The organism is Streptomyces sp. NPDC051740 (genome assembly GCF_044453165.1).
Taxonomy (GTDB): Bacteria; Actinomycetota; Actinomycetes; order Streptomycetales; family Streptomycetaceae; genus Streptomyces; species Streptomyces atrovirens.
In genome coordinates this window covers 527,693-547,263 of record NZ_JBITCL010000002.1, presented here as the reverse complement: position 1 = coordinate 547,263, position 19,571 = coordinate 527,693, and the positions used below count along the sequence as shown (strand labels likewise).

Below are 19,571 nucleotides of genomic sequence, written 5' to 3'. Positions count from 1 at the left end.
CTGAGACCCAAAGCAACGGATATCCCCACCCCGGATCCACCAGCCACCCGGATCCCCCTGCGGGCTCCCCGTCCGTACGGTCGAAGAGCGCTCGGACACCGCCGGTGAGCGCCACCGTCCGTCCCAGGGGGAGACCGTCATGACCCGTACCACCACCCGTACCGCCACCCGTACCGCCCGGAGCACCGGCCCCGCCTCCGACCGCCGTGCCGCGTGGACACGCGCCCTCGCCCTCGCCGGGTCCACCGTGGTGATCGTCGCGGGTGTGAGCGCCTGCGGGGCCTCGGCCGCCGACGACGACGATCCCGACCACCGGTCCTTCGACCTGCCCGGCAGGACCCTCACCATCGACTCCGACGACTCCGCCCTCGAGATCGTCGCCTCGGACGAGAGCCCCTCGGGCAAGGTCGGGGTCACCCGCTGGTTCCAGGGCACCGTCGCCCTCGGCACGGACCCGGAGGTCACCTGGTCCATGGACGGCGACCGGCTGGTGCTGCGGGAGAAGTGCTCCGGGCTCGTCGCCGACTGCTCCGCCAAGCACCGCATCGAGGTGCCCCGCGGCGTCTCCGTCAAGGTCGAGGAGAAGGACGGCAGCGTACGGGCGCGGGGCTTCCGCGACGCGCTGAGCATCCGCACGACGGACGGCTCGGTCCGTGTCACGGACTCCACCGGGCCGCTGGAACTGCGCACTGGTGACGGGTCCGTGCGCGCGGAGGTCTCCTCCCGTACGGTGCGCACCCACAGCGGTGACGGCTCGGTCCACCTCGAACTGGCCGCCGTACCCGACCTGGTGGACTCCCGCAGCGGCGACGGTTCCCTGACGATCGACCTGCCGCGGGCCTCCTACCGCGTGGACACCGGGACCGGTGACGGCGCCGAGGACGTGTCCGTGACCCGCGACGACTCCAGCTCCCACGTGGTGACCGCGCGCACCGGTGACGGCAAACTCACCGTCCGCACGGCGAACTGACCGACCCGTGTCTTCGTCCTTCACCGGTGGGAGAATGACATCGGGCAGGGCGAACGACAGTACGGGAGAGGGATGTGACGGCGACACCAGCGCGGCCGTACTCGCCGTCGGAGCCGCGCGTGCCTCGCGTGCCTCGTGCCGTACCTCCTCTTCCTCTCCGGCTTCGTCCTCGGCCGGGTGTCCGCCGGGCCCGCGGCGCGCTGCGGGACGTGCTCGCGCTCGTGGGGATGCCGCTGGTCGCGGCGCTGGTGCTGCCCGCCGCGTTCGCCGGGGGCGGGACGCGGCGCTGGTTCGGCGGACGGGCCGAGAACCAGCGGGCCGAGGCGCAGGCCGCCAAGGACGCGGCGGCCGCCGCCTTCTACGAACTCGACACCGCCCAGCGCGACCTGCGGATCTCCATCGAGACGATCACCGCGGTCGACGACTCCCCCGCCGCCCGCCGAGCCGTCGCCGACTTCGAGGCGCTCGGCCGGCGCATCGACGAGGCCAGCCACCGGTACATCAGCGCCGTCGACGCCCATGACCTGGACCGCGACGACCTGGAGGCCTCGGCCGCCGCCCAGGCCCGCGACCGGCTGACCGCCGCCAAGGACGAGCTCGACCGGGTCAGACAGGAGCTGGACCGGTTCACCGACGGGCTCGGCTCCCTCCTCGGCAAGGCCGAGACCCAGCTCGCCCGGCTCGCGCCCGCCGTCGAACGCGCCCGGCAGGCGCTGCTCGCCGCCTCGAACGCCCTCGACACCGCACGCGGATCGGGCCTGAGGGCCGACGACCTCGCCGCCCGGCTCGCCGCGCTCTCCCCGGAACTGACCAAGCTGAACCAGGGCGCGGGACAGCACGGCGTGCCGGGGACCCTGGAGCGGGCCGAGCGGGTCACGCGCGAGGCCGAGGCGGTCCGCGCCGAAGCCGACCGGCTGCCGGAACGGGCCGCCGAGATCGACCACCGGCTGGTCTCCCTGCGCACCCGCGCCCAGGCCCTCACCACCCGCTCCGAACAGGTCGAACCGGTCCTCAGCGAACTGCGCCGCCGCTTCACCGCCGCCTGCTGGCAGGACCTGCAGCACGTCCCCGACGTCGCCTCGGAGAACGTGGGCCAGGCGGAGGCGAGACTCGCCGAGGCCCGGGCGGCCCGCGAGGAGCAGCGCTGGGCGGACGCGACCGCTCTGCTGTCGACCGCGCGGGCGCTGCTGAACACGACCGACGAGGCGGTGTCGGCCGCCGGTGACCGGCTGCGGCGGCTGAACGCGGTGCAGAAGGACCCCGGGCAGGAGATCGAACGCACCCGGTTCGCCATCCGGGACGCCCAACGTCTGGCCATGGCCGGCCGCAACACACCCGACCCTCGCCACGCCCGCCCCCTGGACGACTCCGTGGCCCGTCTGGAGCGGGCCGTCGCCGGACTGGAGGGCCGCCATCCCGACTACTGGCACTTCCTGACGGAGACGGAGGAGGTACGGGCGACGGTGAGCCGTGTGGTGGTTCGGATCCGGGAGGAACGCGGCGGCGCCGCCCACTGACCGCCACTGGTACTGACCGCCACTGGTCCGGCCGAGCCGGTTAACCTGTGCCCATGCCTCGCTACGAGTACCGCTGCCGGACCTGCGGCGACACCTTCGAACTGAGCCGTCCCATGGCGGAGTCCTCCGCGCCCGCGGCCTGCCCCGCGGGTCACGACGACACGGTCAAGCTCCTCTCCACGGTCGCGGTGGCCGGTACCGCCGCGGCCCCGGCTCCCCGCGCGGGCGGCGGTGGCGGTGGCGGCTGCTGCGGTGGCGGCTGCTGCGGCTGATCCCCGCCGGAGGACACGGCACTGGGCGTCAGCCGCACATCGGCTGCCCGGACAGCGCAGCATCAGCTGCCGAGGTAGCGCAGCACCGCCAGCACCCTGCGCGAATAGCCCTCACCCCCCGTCAGCCCGAGCTTGTCGAAGATCGCGTTGGTGTGTTTCTCCACCGCGCTCTGCGAGATGTGCAGCCGCCGCGCGATGGCGGCGTTGGTGTGCCCCTGCGCCATCTCGGCCAGCACCGCCTGCTCCCGCGCGGTGAGGCGGGCGAGCGGGTCGGTGTGGGTCGTACGGCCGAGCAGCTGCCGTACGACCTCCGGGTCGAAGGCGGCGCGTCCCTGCGCCACCCGCTCCAGGGCGTCCAGGAACTCGTCGACCTGGACGACACGGTCCTTGAGCAGATAGCCGACTCCTTCCGACTCACCGGTCAGCAACTCGGTCGCGTACCGCTTCTCCACGTACTGCGAGAGCACCAGCACCCCCACGGACGGCCAGCGCCGGCGGATCTCCAGGGCCGCGCGCAGTCCCTCGTCGGTGTGCGTGGGCGGCATCCGCACATCGGCGACCACCACGTCCGGCGGGTCCTCGGCGACCGCCCGCAGCAGCAGTTCCGCGTTGCCGACGGCGGCCAGCACCTGATGTCCCTCCTCCGCCAGCAGCCGCACCAGGCCCTCTCTGAGCAGGGTGGAGTCCTCGGCCAGGATCAGGCGCATGGCAGCTCCGCGGTCACCAGGGTCGGTCCGCCCGGCGGACTGCGCACCTCCAGACGCCCGTCGAGTGCGGCAACCCGCCGGGCGAGGCCGAACAGTCCGCTGCCCGTCGCGTTCGCGCCGCCCTTGCCGTCGTCCTCGACACTCACGTACAACGCTCCTTCCTTCGATCCGACCTCGACCACTATCCGGGTCGGTGTCGCGTGCTTCACCGCGTTGGTGACGGCCTCGCAGACGACGAAGTAGACGACCGTCCCCACCGCCCGCTCGGGCTCCCCGGTGAGCCCGTACTCCACCCGTACCGGGACGGAGGCCCGCTCGGCGACCGTCTCCAGCGCCGCCCGCAGCCCTGCCTCGTCCAGCGTGGTGGGATAGATCCGCCACGCCACCTCGCGCAGGTCGTCCAGGGCGTGCCGGCTCTCCCCGTGGGCCTGGCGCAGCAGCCGGTCGGTGCGGGCCGGGTCCTCGCTGCGCAGGGCGCGGCCGAGCAGCATGCCGAGCGCGACCAGACGCTGCTGCACTCCGTCGTGCAGGTCCCGCTCGATGCGCCGCCGCTCGTCGTTCACCGCGTCGACCACGGCCGCGCGGCTCGCGGACAGCTCGGCGATGCGCCGCTCCAGCGCGTCCTGGTGGCGGGGGCCCAGCAGACGGCGGGCCAGCTTCCCCTCCAGTTCGGCCACGCCGACTATCCCCTGGACGGCGAGGAAGAGCAGGAAGAGCCCTCCGAGGGAGGTGAGGGTGACCGCTCCGGGCGTGCGTATCTCGTCGACCAGCAGCCAGAGGTACAGCCACGACGTGCCGTACCCGAGGCCGATCGCCACCGAGAGCATCACCACCGCGCCCAGGACACCCAGGGTCCAGCGGCAGGCCAGGTATCCCAGGGCCTGCGTGTCCTCGTACGCGGGTGAGGTGTGTGCTCCCAGCCATGTCCGCAGCCGGGTGCGGTTCAGTTCCGTCAGTCCTCGCGCGCCCGCGAGGACCGGGCGGAGCACGGCGCGACGGCCGCGCGGCCAGGCCACGACGAGCAGGAGGAGCAGGCCGGCCAGGACGGTGTAGAGCAGCTCGACGACGGCCGCGGCGGCGCCCCAGATCAGCCCCACCGCGCACCGCGTCACGCGCCGCACCATGTCTCGCATGATCGCGAGGCTAGTCGGACGCGGCATGGGGGCACACTGCGGAAAACCGCAATTGCGGCTGTGGAGTACCGCAAGGCGTCGTGCGGCTTTCCTCAGCGTTCCTTCAGCTCCGGTTCTCTAGCGTGGCAGGCATGACAGCCATCGCAGCGCACACGATCACAGCGGCCGCGGACGGGAGTGCCGGACCGCAGTGGGTCAACGACCTCATGGACGCCATGGGCGCTCCCGGGGCCGGCCTCGCCATCGCGCTGGAGAACCTCTTCCCTCCCATCCCCAGCGAGGTGATCCTGCCGCTGGCGGGGTTCGCCGCGAGCAGTGGGCGGATGGGTCTGCTCGCCGTGCTGCTGTGGACGACCGCCGGCTCGGTGATCGGCGCGCTCGCGTTGTACGGAGTGGGCGCGCTGCTCGGCCGGGACCGGACGGTGGCGATAGCGGGGCGGCTGCCGTTGGTGAAGGTCGCGGACATCGAGAGGACGGAGGCCTGGTTCCTGCGGCACGGGCCGAAGGCGGTGTTCTTCGGCCGGATGATTCCGCTCTTCCGCAGTTTCATATCGGTGCCGGCCGGTGTGGAGCGCATGCGGCTGCCGATGTTCCTCGGTCTGACCACGCTGGGCAGCGCGATCTGGAACACCGCGTTCGTGCTCGCGGGGTACGCGCTGGGGGACAACTGGGAGCAGGTGTCGACCATCGTGTCGGCGTACTCGAAGGTGGTCCTCGGCGTGGCCGCGCTGGCCTTGGTGGCGTTCGTGGTGCTGCGGCTGCTGCGCTCGGGCGACGGCCGCCGGCGGCGGGACGGGCGAGCGGGCACGGATCACATACGCCCGTCGCACCCGGCCGCCGGTGCCGAGTACGCCGGCGGGGACGTACCCGCCCACGGGTACGACTCCGCCGACACGATGAGCCTGCGACGCCACCGCTGACGCCCCGGCCTCCCGGCCTCCCGGCCTCACGGTCTCACCGAGGTGAGCGCACCGTCTGCAGGAATTCGCGCAGGATGCGCTCGCCGGCCAGGACGCCCCGCTCGGGGAGGGCCCTGATCGCGGGGGCCGTCCAGTCGTCGTCGGCGAGTTCGCCGTGACCGGGGCGCCAGCCCTGGTCGGCGGCGAGGAGCAGGTCGGCGTCGAGGAGGGAGTCGCCGGCGGCGAGGGTGAGATCGGCTCCGGTACGGCGGGCGACCTCGTGCATGGCCGCGCTCTTGGTGAGGGGCTTGGGCACGGCGTAGATCTTGCGCCCCTGGAGGGACACGGTCCAACCGCGGTTCTCCGCCCACTCCCCGAGTTCCTTCACCCACTCCTCGCGCAGCAGTTCCCGCTCGACGACGAGGTAGGCGAAGAGGTCCTCGGCGACCCGGTGCTTGCGCACCCAGACCGGGTCGGCGGTCCGCAGCAGATGTTCCTGGACCTCGGACAGCGGGGCGCACTCGTCGGCCAGCCGGGCGAGCACCCGGGTGTGCCAGTCCTGGTCGGACACGCCGTCGACGAGGAGGTGTCCGCCGTTGGCGCAGATCGCGTAGGTCGGCGGCGGGCCGGGGAGGTTGATGCGCTGGTACTGCTTGCGGGTGCGGGTCGTCGTGGGGACGAACACGGCCTCGTCGCCGAGGTCGGTGAGGAGTTGGGCCGCCGTCTCCGTCATATAGGACAGGGGTTTGCTCTCGTGGACCTCCACGCACAGCAGCCGGGGTGCCCGTGCGTCCGGCATGGTCAGGGCGAGGGCGGCGGCGGAGTAGATGAGTGTGCGGTCGAGGTCGCTGGCGACGATGACGGGCATCAGCGGGTCACCGCCTTGCCGTCGGCGCCGGTGGCGCCACGGGTGTAGCGGGGGTGGATCAGTCCGACGCAGGTGTAGGGGAGTCCGTCGACCTCTTCGACGGGGGCGCCCCGCTGCTGAGCGAGGAGGCGTACATGGTCGAGGTCGCTGCCGGCTCCGGCCCGGGCGAGCACCTTCCAGGGCACCCGGCGCAGCAGCACCCGGGTGGTCTCGCCGACGCCGGGCTTGACGAGGTTCACGTCGTGGATGCCGTACTCCTCGCTGATGCGTTCGACCGCCGCCCAGCCCTCCCAGGTGGGGGTGCGGTCGGTGGAGAGGAGTTCCTTGGCCTGGGCGCAGGCGGCGTCGGTGACCTCCGGGAAGCGGGCGGAGACGGCGTCCAGGAAGGCCACCGAGAGGTCCGCGCCGGCGAGTTCGCGGTAGAACTTGGCGCCGTGGAAGTCGTGCGGGCCGACCAGGTCGGCGCGGAGCACGGTGCGTGAGATCAGGCCGGACACCGTGGAGTTGAGGCAGGCGGAGGGGATCAGATAGTCCTCGCGGGTGCCGTAGGTGCGGACGCAGGAGCCGGGGTCGGCCAGGACCGCGATCTCCGGGTCGAAGCCGGTGACACCCTCGGCCTTCTCGAACTCCTCGATTGCCTGGGCGAGTTCGCGGGTGATGGCGCCCTTGCCGGTCCAGCCGTCGACGAAGACCACGTCCCGGGGGTCGTGGTGGGCGGCCAGCCAGCGCAGCGCGTTGGCGTCGATGCCCCGGCCGCGGACGATCGAAACAGCGTAGTGAGGGAGGTCGAGATGGTGGCGGTACTGCGCCCAGCGGCGCATCAGGATGCCCACGGGAGTGCCCGCACGGGCCAGGGAGACGAGTACCGGCCGGGGCGACCGCTCGGCGAGCACGGTCTCGGTGACCACGCCCACCGCGTGGGCCAGACGGGCCGCCGACTCGTTCAGGGCCGCGTGGAACAGTTCCTGATACTGCTCGCTCGGCTGGTACTCCACGGGCAGCGACTCCGCGTAGTGGGCGCCGCCGCTCTGGATGGCCTCCTCGCGCTCCTCGGTCGGCGCCTCCAGCGTCACGTCCGAGAGGTCCTGGAGCAGCCAGCCGACCTCCTCGGGCGCGTACGAGGAGAAGGCGGGGCCTCTGAGGGGCTCGGGCAGCATGGTGGCGGGCCTTTCGGGGGCGTCCGGTCGGGCGTCCTTGGGAACGTCCTGGGGTGCGGGCACGTAGGACGGTACGACCGCGAGGAGGACCTGCGGGGTGTGCGCGGCGAGCCGGGCGAGCAGGCCGCCGGGCGCGTGCAGCGCGGGGGTGTCGGCGGCCGAGTCGACGACGGCGACGACGGTGTCGAAGCCGCCGCCGGCGACGTTGTAGGCGTAGCGCTCGCCGGGGCCGTCGGCGGGGTCGTCGTGGGCGGGGAAGACCAGGCGGGTGCGTATCGCGTAGCCGGGGTCGTCGACGGCGAGGACGGGCGAGCGGGTGGTGGTGGAGAAGCGTACGTCGGCGCGGATGGTCCGCTCCAGCTCGCCTGCCAGGCGCAGCGGGGTGTACATCAGTTCCTCGAAGCCGAGGACGAGGACGCGGTGCGTCTTGGCGGGGAGTGCCTTCGCGAGGCGGGCGGCCATGCCGGGGAGTGCGTGTTCGAGGCGGGCTCGGTGTGCGGGGGTGAAGCCGTGGCGGCCGCCGTCGGGGAGGCCGTCCGGCCAGCTCAGGTCCACTCGCGTGGCGCGGCCGGGCTCGTCGGCCGGGTGCGGGCCGGATGCGGCTGGTCGCGCCCACGCTGCGGTAGCCGCAGATTCGACTACGTCCCGCGCCCCCGGAGGGTGAGTCCGGGCACCGGCTTCCAGGCCCGGGGTACGGGCATCTCCCTCAAGGGGCGCGGGGAACTGCGCGACCGGCCCCGACGCAGCCGCAGACGACCGATCACCCTTCGTGGCACCCTCGTACCGCGCCACCAGCTCCTGCCCCTTCTCAAGGACGCCGTCAGGCAGCCGCACCGTGCCCGACGCGGTCGTCACCAGGTCGATGCGTGCCCCGATCTCGCGGGCGAACTCGTCCAGGCGGCCGGTGTCGGCGGGCGACCGCATGTCGACGAGGGCGACCACGACGTACCGCCCCCGCGGATACCGCGCATGAAGATCCCGAACGGTGTTCAACACCGTGTTCCCCGTGGAGAACTCGTCGTCGACCAGGACCAGCGGGCCGTCCCCGGCCAGCAGGGACGGGTCCTCCGGGAGCAGCAGGTGGGACGTGGCGTGGGAGTGGGATTCCTCGAAGCCGCCGGCCGTGGCGGTTCCCACGACCGGGCGGCGGGTGGAGTGCAGGTAGGGGGCGACGCCCAGGCCGTCGGCGACGGAGTGGCCGAGGCCGGTCGCGGTCTCCGCATACCCCAGGACGACCGCGTCCTCCGCCGAGTCACCCAGCAGCTCGCGCACCCGGCGGCCGAGCGTGACGCCGTGGCCGTACACGACGGACGGGGACTGGGGGACGTGCTTGCCGAGGACGTTGGAGACCAGCAGGTGGGCCCGCTTGGGATTGCGGCGCAGCGCCAGCCCCAGCAGTCCGGGCAGGCTCTCGTCCCCGGCCAGCTCGACGCCGAGCCGCTCCGTGACCCAGCTGCCGGACCACATGTCCTCGCCGACCCGGGTTCCGTGACGCGCCGGGTGGCGCATCCCCTCGTTCACAGTCTTCTCCGTCCCGGTCACTCGGCCAGGCCCGCCGCGAGCAGTTCCACGAAGCCGATGTCCTCGTTGGTGACGCCGAAGACCTCGGCGCGCAGCAGGGTCCGCTCGGCCCAGGCGCGGTGGGGTTTCACCTCGTTCATCTTGTTCGTGTAGGCCGACCTGAGTACACCCCCGCCGCCGCGTTCCGGCCGGAGGATGTCCTGGGCGTCGCTGAACTCCTCGTGGCTGACGACGGACAGCGCGTGCACGGGGAGTACGTGCGAGGGGTGGATGCAGGTCTTGCCCAGCAGGCCGTTGGCCCGGTCGAGGGAGATCTCGCGCAGCAGGCCGTCCATGGCGTGTTCGATCAGCTTCTCGCGCAGTGCCACGGCCTGCACCTCGTGGAAGGGGCTCTGCCGCAGGAGTGGCTTGAACATGCGCTCCTGGACCCGGAAGTACTCCCAGACCGGCCCCGTCACGGTGAATCCGGTGCCGTCGGCCCGGGCCAGCATGTTCACCACGTCGGAGATCACGGAGGCGACGACCTGGATGTCGTACGCCGTCATGTCGGGGCCTCTGCGCAGCCCGTAGGAGGAGCAGAAGTCGGTCACGCCGAGGCGCAGTGCGAGCACGCGGTCGCGGTACTTGTCGACGGCGCGGAAGATTCCTTCGAGGGTCTCGACGCGGGATTCGCGGTAGAGCAGCTCGGGCGACTCCAGCACGGGCATGGCGAAGAGCCGGTGGCCGCTTTCGGCCTCGGCGGTGGTCAGCGCCTCCAGGAACGGCAGGCCGCGTTCCGCGGTGAACTTCGGCAGTACGAATCCGGACAGCAGCGCGACGGAGGGACCGAGGCGGCGGACGAGGTCGGGGATCTGTTCGGGGGTGCGGACCCGGATGAACAGCAGCGGAAGATCCGCCCCGGGCCGGCCGGCCAGGTCCGTGAACTGCCGTACGAGGTTCTCCTCACCGGCGGGTACGTCGGCGTCGTTGATGGAGTCCTCCAGGCACAGCACCATGGAGACCACACCGTTTCCGCCCTGCTTGACGACGTCGTCGGCGAGCCGGGGCCGGGTCGCGGGGCTGTAGAGAGTGGCGCCGAGGGCCGCGGAGAGCAGCCGGGCCGGGGAGTCCGGCGTGAACTCGCCGGGCTCCCGGTAGAAGAGACGTTTCCGCACCGCAGGGGCAAGGTGCCCGAAATGCTGCATTGAACTCCCCCGTGGCCTCTCTGGAATCTATGGAAGCTATGGAATGTCGGAAGGTGGCCGGTAATAGTACGTAGGGATCCATGTCGGCGGTTCCCTCGGGGCGTGAACTTCAGGTAACCCCGCCGTGTCGACCCCAACCCCCGCGTTGTCGTGACCAGGACGGAGAAGGCAGGATGACCGCATGACGCACGCGATGCTCAAGGGGTCGAACGTCCCTCTCGAGACCACCACGGTACGTGCCGTGCTGCGCTGGCCGTCCGGGCAGGGGGTGCCGGACATCGACGCCTCCGCGCTGCTCCTCGGCCCCGACGGTCGTGTGCGCTCCGACGAGGACTTCGTCTTCTACAACCAGCCACGGCATCCTGCCGGGCAGGTGTGGCGGCTCGGCAAGAAGCGCGTCGCCGAGGGCCTGACCGACACGATCCAGACGGATCTCGCCGGTGTCGAGCCCGGTGTCGGCCGGATTCTGCTCGTCGCGTCGGCGGACGGCGTCGCCTTCGACCGCGTACGGGACCTGCGCATCCTGCTGTACGACGCGCAGGCCGCCGACGGGGACGCGCTGGCGTACTTCGACATCAAGCCGGAGACCGGCGAGGAGACCGCGCTGATCTGCGGTGAGCTGTACCGGCGCGGTGAGGGCTGGAAGTTCCGGGCGCTCGGCGAGGGCTATTCGAACGGTCTGAAGGGTCTGGCGACCGACTTCGGCATCTCGGTGGACGAGTCGGAGGCCGCGCAGGAGCCCGACGCCTCCGACGTCACCCAGCTTCCGCCCCCGACGGCGCACGTACCGGCCTCCGACCGGACCTCCTCCGAGGCCCTGACGCAGCCGCAGGCCCCGCTCGCCCCGCCGGTGCCCGAGGTGTCCCGGCCGCTGCCGCCCGAGCAGCCGGCGGGGGTGCCCGCGCAGCCCGCGTACGGCTATCCGCCGCAGCAGCCCGCGGCCACGCAGCCGGCCTACGGCTATCCCCAGCCGACCAGCCAGCCCGCCTACGGATACCCGCCGGCGCCCGCCACGGCCGCCGCCGGGGCGCCGGGCGGGTACGGTTTCCCGCCGCCGGCCGCCGTCTCCCCCGACCCGGACTTCCGGCTTCCGCCGCAGGGTCCGCAGTTCATCGGGCGCTGACGGGCCGACGCCCACGCGATCAAGGGCTTCTCAGCGATCGGCCTTCGTCTTGAAGCCCCTCCCCCACTGGAGCCCCCACCCGTACAGCCGGTCCAGCTCCGCCTGGAATCCGTACACGAACTTCACCTCGCGGCGGACGATGATCTCGTTCTTGACGTTCTCGATCATCACCACCGCGCAGGAGCGGGCCTGGGGGTGGCGTTCGTCGAGGCCGATCTCGATCCGCGGGCCGTTGCTGGGGTAGAGCGTGACCATGGCGTGCGTCCGGTCGAACGCGGGCGTCTGGTCGTAGATGTAGGCGAAGACCAGCAGGCGCTTGATGTTCTCGCGGTGGTCCAGGTTGACGTACATGGTCTCGCCCGAGCCGGACCCGAACCGGTCGTCGCCGCTGAGCTTGACGTACGGCGCGGCGTTGACGTCGCCGAGGAGGCCGCCGAGGGGCTGGACCACGCCCTTGGTGCCGTCCTGGAGCTCGTACAGGCAGCCCAGGTCGAGGTCGACGTTGACCATGGACTGGCTGTGGCCGACGACCTCCGGCGGTTTGAGCGCCTTGAGGGGGTGGCGCAGCAGGCTCTCCCGCTGGGGACCGCCGAAGTCGGAGGTGCGCATCCGCCAGCTCAGGTTGATCCGCAGATGGCCGGTGGCCGCTCCCTGTTTGGTCAGGGACACCTGACCGTGCCGTTTGGTCAGCTCGATGGCATTGCTGGCCGCGCTGCCCGAGTCGAAGGCGCTCTCACGTCCGCGCCGCAGTCCGTCCAGGAAACCCATTCCCGCCCCAAGTCCAGTCGCCGAACCCCGCTCGGGCCGCCGGGACTCCCGGACGGCCGACGGAGCGGCCCCGAGGAGTGGTCCTCGGTGGCCGCCCCGTCGAGAGCGTTCCTCACCCGGAGGGCTGTCACACCCCGGAGGGGACCTCGGTCTTGTCGTCGGCGTTCCCCTCGGCTTGTGCGAGCCGCTTGTTGCGGCGGACGGAGGACCAGAAGGAGGCGCCGATCAGGATGACGCCGATGGAGCCGGTGATGAGCTCGGGGATCTCGTACTGGATGGTGACGAGCAGGATCAGCGCCAGGGCGCCGATGGCGTAGTGCGCGCCGTGCTCCAGGTAGACGTACTCGTCCAGGGTGCCCTGGCGGACCAGGTAGACGGTCAGGGACCGCACGTACATGGCGCCGATGCCCAGGCCGAGTGCCATCAGGACGATGTCGTTGGTGATGGCGAAGGCGCCGATGACGCCGTCGAAGGAGAAGGAGGCGTCCAGGACCTCCAGGTAGAGGAACATGAAGAACGCGGCCTTGCCGGCCATGGCCACCGCGGTGCGGGGCCTGCCCTCGCGGGCGGCCTTCTCCTCCTCCTCGTGCTCGTGTTCCTCCTCCTCCTCGAGCTTGTCCTCGAAGTAGCCGGAGAGCCCGCCCACGATCATGTAGGTGATCAGGCCCGCGACCCCGGCGAGCAGCACCGTCTCGGCCTTGTCCGCGGGACCGGCGTGCAGGTGGGCGTGGGTGGCGAAGGTCATCGACGTGATCAGCAGGAGGATCAGCGCGATGCAGACCGACAGCATGTCGACCTTGCCCAGCTTGGCCAGCGGGCGTTCCAGCCAGGCCAGCCACTTGATGTCCCGGTCCTCGAAGATGAAGTCCAGGAAGATCATCAGCAGGAACATGCCACCGAACGCGGCGATCGCCGGGTGGGCGTCGGTGACCAGTTCCTGGTAACGGTCCTTGTCGCTGAGCGCGAGATCGACCGCCTCGATCGGGCCGAGCTGGGCGCTGACGGCGACGATCACGACGGGGAAGACCAGCCGCATGCCGAAGACGGCGATCAGAATGCCGATGGTGAGGAAGATCTTCTGCCAGAAGGCATTCATCTTCTTCAGGATGCCGGCGTTGACCACCGCGTTGTCGAAGGACAGCGAGATCTCGAGGATCGAGAGGATCGCCACGATGCCGAAGGCGGTCCACCCCCCGAAGAGGATCGCTGCGACCAGACCGAGCGCGGTGACCGCGAACGACCAGCCGAAGGTTTTCAGAACCACTGGCTACCCCAGGTGTGTTAACGGGTCTCCCCCGCTGCCGTGATCGGCTTTACGAAACGTTGACTCCGAAGTCTAGAGCGATGCCCCGCAACCCCGACGCGTACCCCTGTCCCACCGCACGGAACTTCCATTCGCCCTGGTAGCGATAGAGCTCGCCGAAGATCATCGCGGTCTCGGTGGACGCGTCCTCGCTCAGGTCGTAGCGGGCGAGTTCCTGGCCGTCCGCCTGGTTCACCACGCGGATGAAGGCATTGCTGACCTGGCCGAAGGCCTGGCCGCGCTCGTCGGCCATGTGGATGGAGACCGGAAAGACGATCTTGTCGCACTGGGCCGGCACCTTGGGGAGGTCGACCAGCAGGGACTCGTCGTCCCCCTCGCCCTCACCGGTGAGGTTGTCACCGGTGTGCTCCACCGAGCCGTCCGGGCTCTTGAGCTGGTTGTAGAAGACGAACCACTCGTCCCCCATGACCCGGCCGCCGCTGCACATCAGCGCGCTGGCGTCGAGGTCGAAGTCGGCTCCGGTGGTGGAGCGCGCGTCCCAGCCGAGCCCGATCATGACCTGCGTGAGGTTGGGTGCGGCCTTGGACAGGGAGACGTTGCCCCCTTTGGCAAGCGTGACGCCCATGATGCTGGTCCCTCCCCGGGTGGCGATGCTTCTCAGGTGGTCCTGCGCTCCCCCAGAGGGGGCGCCCCCCAGGCGCCGCACGTAAACCGTGCGGCGCCGGGCGGTGTGGCCGCGGCAGGCGGCCGGGCTCGGGCGTGGCCGCCCTGTGGGGCCTCTCAGACGTTCACACCGAAGTCCTGCGCGATGCCGCGCAGGCCCGAGGCGTAGCCCTGGCCGATGGCGCGGAACTTCCACTCCGCGCCGTGCCGGTACAGCTCACCGAAGACCATGGCGGTCTCGGTGGAGGCGTCCTCACTCAGGTCGTAACGGGCGATCTCGGCCTCGCCGGCCTGGTTGACGACGCGGATGAACGCGTTGCGCACCTGGCCGAAGGACTGCTGGCGGTTCTCGGCGTCGTAGATGGAGACCGGGAAGACGATCTTCTCGACGTCGGCGGGGACCCCGGCGAGGTTGATCTTGATCTGCTCGTCGTCGCCCTCGCCCTCACCGGTGAGGTTGTCACCGGTGTGCTCGACCGAGCCGTCCGGGCTCTTCAGGTTGTTGAAGAAGATGAAGTGCGCGTCACTGGCGACCTTGCCGCCGCTGTTCAGCAGCAGGGCGCTGGCGTCGAGGTCGAAGTCGGTACCGGTCGTGGTGCGGATGTCCCACCCCAGACCGACGATGACCGCGGTCAGGCCCGGCGCCTCCTTGGTCAGCGATACGTTGCCGCCCTTGCTGAGGCTGACTCCCACGAGTCCTCCATTGGTGTCCTGGGGCGGGGTGCCCCGTAGTGCGTCGGATGTCGGATCAACGATTCGATCCTAGTGACGGGTTCCCGGCCGCCGCAGGCCCCGCGGCCGAAGAATCACAGGGTGTCGAGCGCCTTGACGTACTCGTTCAGGTCACGGGCGTCCGGCAGGGCGTTGACGACGGTCCAGCGCACGACGCCCTCCTTGTCGATGATGAACGTCCCGCGCACGGCGCACCCCTTGTCCTCGTCGAGGACGCCGTACGCGCGCGAGACGTCGCCGTGCGGCCAGAAGTCGCTGAGCAGGGGGTACTCCAGGCCCTCCTGCTCGGCGAAGACGCGCAGGGTGTGGATGGAGTCGTTGGAGACGGCGAGCACCTGGGTGTCGCGGTCGGAGAACTGCGGCAGCCGGTCGCGGACCTCGCACAGCTCGCCGGTGCACACGCCGGTGAAGGCGAACGGATAGAAGAGCACCACCACGTTCTTCCGCCCGTGGAAGTCGGACAGCCTCACGGTCGCCCCGTGGTTGTCCTTGAGTTCGAAGTCGGGGGCCTTGTCGCCGACCTGGATCGCCATCGTCGTGTTCATCCCTTCGGGGTGGTTCGCTCCGACCACCCTACGCAGGGAGTACGACAGGCCGACGGACGGGCCGACGCGTGACGCGACCGGCCCGTCCGGGGGTGGTTCACCGCTTGGACTTGGCCGCCTTCGGCGTCGCCAGCCGGCTGCCGCTCCAGTCCTTGCCCACACTGACGCTCTTGGCCGCCGTCAGGCCCGCCGTGGTGGCCGCCTCCGAGATGTCGCTCGGCTCCACATAGCCCGAACGGCCTGTCTTCGGCGTGAGAAGCAGGATCGCGCCGCCCTCTTCGATGTACGTGGTGGCATCCACCAGCGCATCCGTCAGGTCGCCGTCGTCGTCGCGGAACCACAGCACAACGGCGTCAGCCACGTCGTCGTAGTCCTCATCGACAAGGTCGCTCTCGATGACGCCCTCAATGGCCTCGCGGAGCTCCTGGTCGACGTCGTCGTCGTAGCCGATCTCCTGGACCACCTGCCCGGGCTGGAAACCCAGCCTGGCGGCAGGGTTCGTCCGCTCCTCCGCGTGGTCCGCGGTCGCGCTCACGGGTTGCCTCCTGATCATGTCTTGGGAATAACTCAGCCACGCGCGTGCGCGAAGCATTGGCCGTAGTCCACACGGGCGGGACGGATCGCGCAAGTACCCGGCCGTACAGACCGCCGAAACGGTGACGATCCTGGCCGGGTCACCGCAACTCCAGGCACACCATCATGGCCTGAAGTGACGCACACCACACCTTTGTGCCCCGTTTGGCCCTTTGGGAACCGTCTACGTGTACGAAGACTCGAATGGACGAGCCCCATGAACACCGTACTGGTCCCGGCTCCGGATTACCTCCCGGTAGAGATGACGCCGACGGCCCCGAGGTGGACCATGGGGAGCGGCGCAATCCGGGCCGTACCGGTGAAAAAACAGCGGCCCGCCTCACGGCCCTCTGACAGGTAAGGAACAGCGTGGCTTCCGCATCCGATCGCAACCCGATCATCATTGGCGGCCTTCCGAGTCAGGTTCCTGACTTCGATCCCGAGGAAACCCAGGAGTGGCTCGACTCCCTCGACGCCGCGGTCGACGAGCGCGGCCGGGAGCGGGCCCGCTACCTGATGCTGCGACTGATCGAACGTGCCCGCGAGAAGCGCGTGGCCGTGCCCGAGATGCGCAGCACGGACTACGTCAACACGATCCCGACCCGCGCCGAGCCGTTCTTCCCGGGCAACGAGGAGATCGAGCGCAAGATCCTCAACGCCACCCGCTGGAACGCCGCGGTGATGGTCTCCCGCGCGCAGCGGCCGGGCATCGGGGTCGGCGGCCACATCGCCACCTTCGCCTCCTCCGCGTCGCTGTACGACGTGGGCTTCAACCACTTCTTCCGCGGCAAGGACGAGGGCGACGGCGGCGACCAGGTCTTCTTCCAGGGGCACGCCTCCCCCGGCATCTACGCCCGCGCGTACCTGCTGGACCGGCTGAGCGAGCGGCACCTGGACGGCTTCCGCCAGGAGAAGTCGAAGGCGCCGTACACCCTGTCGTCGTATCCGCACCCGCGGCTGATGCCGGACTTCTGGGAGTTCCCGACCGTGTCGATGGGCCTCGGCCCGATCGGCGCGATCTACCAGGCGCGGATGAACCGCTACATGCACGCGCGCGGCATCGCGGACACCTCGCGCTCACGCGTGTGGGCGTTCCTCGGCGACGGCGAGATGGACGAGCCGGAGTCGCTGGGCCAGCTCACCCTCGCCGCCCGTGAGGGCCTGGACAACCTGACCTTCGTCGTCAACTGCAACCTGCAGCGGCTCGACGGCCCGGTGCGCGGCAACGGAAAGATCATCCAGGAGCTGGAGTCGGTCTTCCGCGGCGCCGGCTGGAACGTGATCAAGCTGATCTGGGACCGCACCTGGGACCCGCTGCTGGCACAGGACCGGGACGGGATCCTGGTCGACCGGATGAACACCACGCCGGACGGCCAGTTCCAGACGTACGCCACCGAGTCGGGCGCGTACATCCGCGACCACTTCTTCGGCGACGACCACCGGCTGCGCGCGATGGTCGAGGGCATGACCGACGACCAGATCCTGCACCTGGGGCGCGGCGGTCACGACCACCGCAAGATCTACGCGGCGTACAAGGCGGCGGTCGAGCACAAGGGCCAGCCGACGGTGATCCTCGCGAAGACGGTCAAGGGCTGGACGCTGGGCCCGAACTTCGAGGGCCGCAACGCCACGCACCAGATGAAGAAGCTGACGGTCACCGACCTCAAGCACTTCCGGGACCGGCTGCACCTGCCGATCTCCGACCAGGACCTCGAGTCCGGTCTGCCGCCCTACTACCACCCGGGGCCGGACACGGAGGAGATGCAGTACATGCACGACCGCCGCAAGTCGCTCGGCGGGTACGTGCCGACGCGGGTGGTGCGGTCGAAGCCGCTGCGGCTGCCCGAGGACAAGACGTACGCGACCGTGAAGAAGGGCTCCGGCCAGCAGTCCATCGCGACGACCATGGCCTTCGTCCGGCTCCTCAAGGACCTCATGCGGGACAAGGAGATCGGCAAGCGGTTCGTACTGATCGCGCCGGACGAGTACCGTACGTTCGGCATGGACTCGTTCTTCCCGAGCGCGAAGATCTACAACCCGCTCGGCCAGCAGTACGAGTCGGTGGACCGGGAACTGCTGCTCGCCTACAAGGAGGCGCCGAACGGGCAGATGCTGCACGACGGCATCTCCGAGGCCGGCTGCACGGCCTCGCTGATCGCGGCGGGATCGGCGTACGCCACGCACGGCGAGCCGCTCATCCCGGTGTACGTCTTCTACTCGATGTTCGGTTTCCAGCGCACCGGTGACCAGTTCTGGCAGATGGGCGACCAGATGGCGCGCGGTTTCGTCCTGGGTGCGACCGCGGGGCGTACGACGCTGACCGGTGAGGGTCTCCAGCACGCGGACGGCCACTCGCAGCTGCTGGCGTCCACGAACCCGGCGTGTGTCGCGTACGACCCGGCGTTCGGGTTCGAGATCGCGCACATCGTGCAGGACGGGCTGCGCCGGATGTACGGCTCCGACGAGGAACACCCGCACGGCGAGGACGTCTTCTACTACCTGACGGTGTACAACGAGCCGATCCAGCACCCCGCCGAGCCCGAGAACGTCGACGCGGAGGGCATCGTCAAGGGCCTCTACCGCTTCAGCGAGGGCACGGCGGGCTCGCTCCCGGCGCAGATCCTGGCGTCCGGGGTCGCGCTGCCGTGGGCGATCGAGGCGCAGAGGATCCTCGCGGAGGAGTGGAACGTCAAGGCCGACGTCTGGTCGGCGACCTCCTGGAACGAGCTGCGGCGCGAGGCGGTGGACTGCGAGCGGCACAACCTGCTGCACCCGGAGGAGGAGCAGCGCACGCCGTACGTGACGCGGAAGCTCGCGGCGGCGCGGGGGCCGGTGGTGGCGGTGTCCGACTGGATGCGGTCGGTGCCGGACCAGATCGCGCGGTGGGTGCCGGGGACGTACCAGTCGCTGGGCGCGGACGGGTTCGGGTTCGCGGACACGCGGGGGGCGGCGCGGCGGTTCTTCCACATCGACGCGCAGTCGATCGTGCTGGCGGTGCTGACGGAGCTGGCGCGGGAGGGGCATGTGGACCGGTCGGTGCTGAAGCAGGCGATCGACCGGTACCAGTTGCTGGACGTGGCCGCGGCCGACCCCGGGGCGGCGGGGGGCGACGCGTAGGGCTCGGGCGGGGTGGGGGGCGCGTGGCGGCACGGTGCCTCCCCCCACTCCCGGCTTCTCCCCCACTCCCGGCTTCGCTCGAGCGGAGGGACCCCCATGAGCGGGGGGACCCCCATCGCCCTGGGGGTACCTCCCAGGCCCTTCGGGCGCTGGGGGAGGCGCGACTGCCCGCAGCTCTGTACGTGGAGAGGCCCCCGGCGTTGTGCCGGGGGCCTCTCCACTGACGCCACGTCAGAACATCGAATAGCCCGACGTGGTCGCTCCGGCCAGGAAGATGACGGCCAGGAGCGTGTCGATGGCGCCCAGGACGAGGGCGACCAGGGCCGGTACCGAACGGGAACCCGTCCAGCTGCGGCCCATGGCCAGCCACCCGCAGACGATCGCCACCGGGCCGAGGATGATCCCCAGCACGAAGAAACCGGCGACCGCGCAGATGGTTCCGATGATCCCGAGCGTCGCGCGATCCGGCCCGGACCGTGACCACGTCCGGCCACGTGTGCGGGGGTGCCTGCGCGTTCCGTGTCCGAAGCTCGCCATCATCAACTCCCTGAAGGGTTG

At 70.6% G+C, this 19,571-nt stretch carries 18 protein-coding genes; 6 read left to right on the top strand and 12 right to left on the bottom strand.

The features are described 5' to 3' along the window. The first annotated feature begins 139 nt into the window (after positions 1 to 139). The 3 genes from ACIA6T_RS05520 (at position 140) to ACIA6T_RS05510 (ending at position 2,759) form a co-directional block, all read left to right on the top strand. Positions 140 to 970, top strand: coding sequence for a hypothetical protein (locus ACIA6T_RS05520; RefSeq protein WP_399445245.1), 831 nt, complete (start codon positions 140 to 142; stop codon positions 968 to 970). 74 nt (positions 971 to 1,044) lie between these two features. Continuing rightward, positions 1,045 to 2,487, top strand: coding sequence for a hypothetical protein (locus tag ACIA6T_RS05515; protein WP_399445244.1), 1,443 nt, complete (start codon positions 1,045 to 1,047; stop codon positions 2,485 to 2,487). A 53-nt stretch (positions 2,488 to 2,540) separates the two neighbouring features. Further along, positions 2,541 to 2,759, top strand: coding sequence for a zinc ribbon domain-containing protein (locus ACIA6T_RS05510; RefSeq protein WP_030859492.1), 219 nt, complete (start codon positions 2,541 to 2,543; stop codon positions 2,757 to 2,759). Between the two features lie 62 nt (positions 2,760 to 2,821). Here the strand turns inward: ACIA6T_RS05510 and ACIA6T_RS05505 are convergent, their stop codons facing one another. After that, complete coding sequence (locus tag ACIA6T_RS05505) at positions 2,822 to 3,466, bottom strand: response regulator transcription factor (RefSeq protein WP_073935764.1); 645 nt, start codon at positions 3,464 to 3,466, stop codon at positions 2,822 to 2,824. Beyond that, positions 3,457 to 4,599, bottom strand: a complete 1,143-nt coding sequence (locus ACIA6T_RS05500) for a sensor histidine kinase (protein ID WP_399445243.1) — start codon at positions 4,597 to 4,599, stop codon at positions 3,457 to 3,459. Before ACIA6T_RS05500 ends, ACIA6T_RS05505 begins: the two co-directional genes overlap by 10 nt. Before the next feature lie 131 nt (positions 4,600 to 4,730). On the opposite strand from ACIA6T_RS05500, the gene ACIA6T_RS05495 reads away from it, so the two are divergent. Then, positions 4,731 to 5,519 carry a DedA family protein gene (locus tag ACIA6T_RS05495; RefSeq protein WP_399445242.1) on the top strand — a complete coding sequence of 263 codons (789 nt, stop codon included), beginning with the start codon at positions 4,731 to 4,733 and terminating at the stop codon, positions 5,517 to 5,519. A 34-nt stretch (positions 5,520 to 5,553) separates the two neighbouring features. Here ACIA6T_RS05495 and ACIA6T_RS05490 read toward each other — a convergent pair whose 3' ends face one another. From ACIA6T_RS05490 to ACIA6T_RS05480, 3 genes are read right to left on the bottom strand one after another with little or no spacing between them, the layout of a single operon-like run. Then, entirely contained in the window at positions 5,554 to 6,366 is an 813-nt protein-coding gene (locus ACIA6T_RS05490) for an HAD family hydrolase (protein ID WP_399445241.1), read from the bottom strand. Beyond that, positions 6,366 to 9,032: a phosphoribosyltransferase gene (locus tag ACIA6T_RS05485; RefSeq protein WP_399445312.1), complete on the bottom strand. Its 2,667-nt coding sequence runs from the start codon at positions 9,030 to 9,032 to the stop codon at positions 6,366 to 6,368. Before ACIA6T_RS05485 ends, ACIA6T_RS05490 begins: the two co-directional genes overlap by 1 nt. Positions 9,033 to 9,061: 29 nt before the next feature. Beyond that, positions 9,062 to 10,228, bottom strand: coding sequence for an HpcH/HpaI aldolase/citrate lyase family protein (locus ACIA6T_RS05480; RefSeq protein ID WP_399445240.1), 1,167 nt, complete (start codon positions 10,226 to 10,228; stop codon positions 9,062 to 9,064). Between the two features lie 181 nt (positions 10,229 to 10,409). Here ACIA6T_RS05480 and ACIA6T_RS05475 point away from each other — a divergent pair, with 181 nt between their 5' ends. After that, positions 10,410 to 11,351: a TerD family protein gene (locus tag ACIA6T_RS05475; RefSeq protein WP_399445239.1), complete on the top strand. Its 942-nt coding sequence runs from the start codon at positions 10,410 to 10,412 to the stop codon at positions 11,349 to 11,351. A 30-nt stretch (positions 11,352 to 11,381) separates the two neighbouring features. Here ACIA6T_RS05475 and ACIA6T_RS05470 read toward each other — a convergent pair whose 3' ends face one another. The 6 genes from ACIA6T_RS05470 to ACIA6T_RS05445 form a co-directional block, all read right to left on the bottom strand. Further along, positions 11,382 to 12,119 (bottom strand): Tellurium resistance, encoded by a 738-nt coding sequence (locus ACIA6T_RS05470; RefSeq protein ID WP_399445238.1) that lies wholly within the window; start codon positions 12,117 to 12,119, stop codon positions 11,382 to 11,384. 127 nt (positions 12,120 to 12,246) lie between these two features. Further along, positions 12,247 to 13,383, bottom strand: coding sequence for a DUF475 domain-containing protein (locus ACIA6T_RS05465; protein ID WP_399445236.1), 1,137 nt, complete (start codon positions 13,381 to 13,383; stop codon positions 12,247 to 12,249). Positions 13,384 to 13,432: 49 nt separating this feature from the next. Further along, positions 13,433 to 14,008: a TerD family protein gene (locus tag ACIA6T_RS05460; RefSeq protein WP_399445234.1), complete on the bottom strand. Its 576-nt coding sequence runs from the start codon at positions 14,006 to 14,008 to the stop codon at positions 13,433 to 13,435. 155 nt (positions 14,009 to 14,163) lie between these two features. Beyond that, positions 14,164 to 14,739, bottom strand: coding sequence for a calcium homeostasis/redox stress adaptation protein (locus tag ACIA6T_RS05455; RefSeq protein ID WP_399445232.1), 576 nt, complete (start codon positions 14,737 to 14,739; stop codon positions 14,164 to 14,166). 113 nt (positions 14,740 to 14,852) lie between these two features. Next, positions 14,853 to 15,311 carry a peroxiredoxin gene (locus ACIA6T_RS05450; RefSeq protein ID WP_399445311.1) on the bottom strand — a complete coding sequence of 153 codons (459 nt, stop codon included), beginning with the start codon at positions 15,309 to 15,311 and terminating at the stop codon, positions 14,853 to 14,855. 109 nt (positions 15,312 to 15,420) lie between these two features. Then, a complete protein-coding gene (locus ACIA6T_RS05445; RefSeq protein WP_030218400.1) occupies positions 15,421 to 15,858 on the bottom strand; it encodes a DUF3052 domain-containing protein in 438 nt (145 codons plus the stop codon). A gap of 407 nt (positions 15,859 to 16,265) precedes the next feature. Here ACIA6T_RS05445 and aceE point away from each other — a divergent pair, with 407 nt between their 5' ends. Then, the gene (aceE, locus tag ACIA6T_RS05440) at positions 16,266 to 19,013 is read left to right on the top strand and encodes a pyruvate dehydrogenase (acetyl-transferring), homodimeric type (protein ID WP_399445230.1); all 2,748 of its coding nucleotides are present in this window, start codon (positions 16,266 to 16,268) and stop codon (positions 19,011 to 19,013) included. A 231-nt stretch (positions 19,014 to 19,244) separates the two neighbouring features. On the opposite strand, the gene ACIA6T_RS05435 is transcribed toward aceE, so the two are convergent. Then, complete coding sequence (locus ACIA6T_RS05435; protein WP_399445229.1) at positions 19,245 to 19,553, bottom strand: small hydrophobic protein; 309 nt, start codon at positions 19,551 to 19,553, stop codon at positions 19,245 to 19,247. Positions 19,554 to 19,571 lie beyond the last annotated feature (18 nt).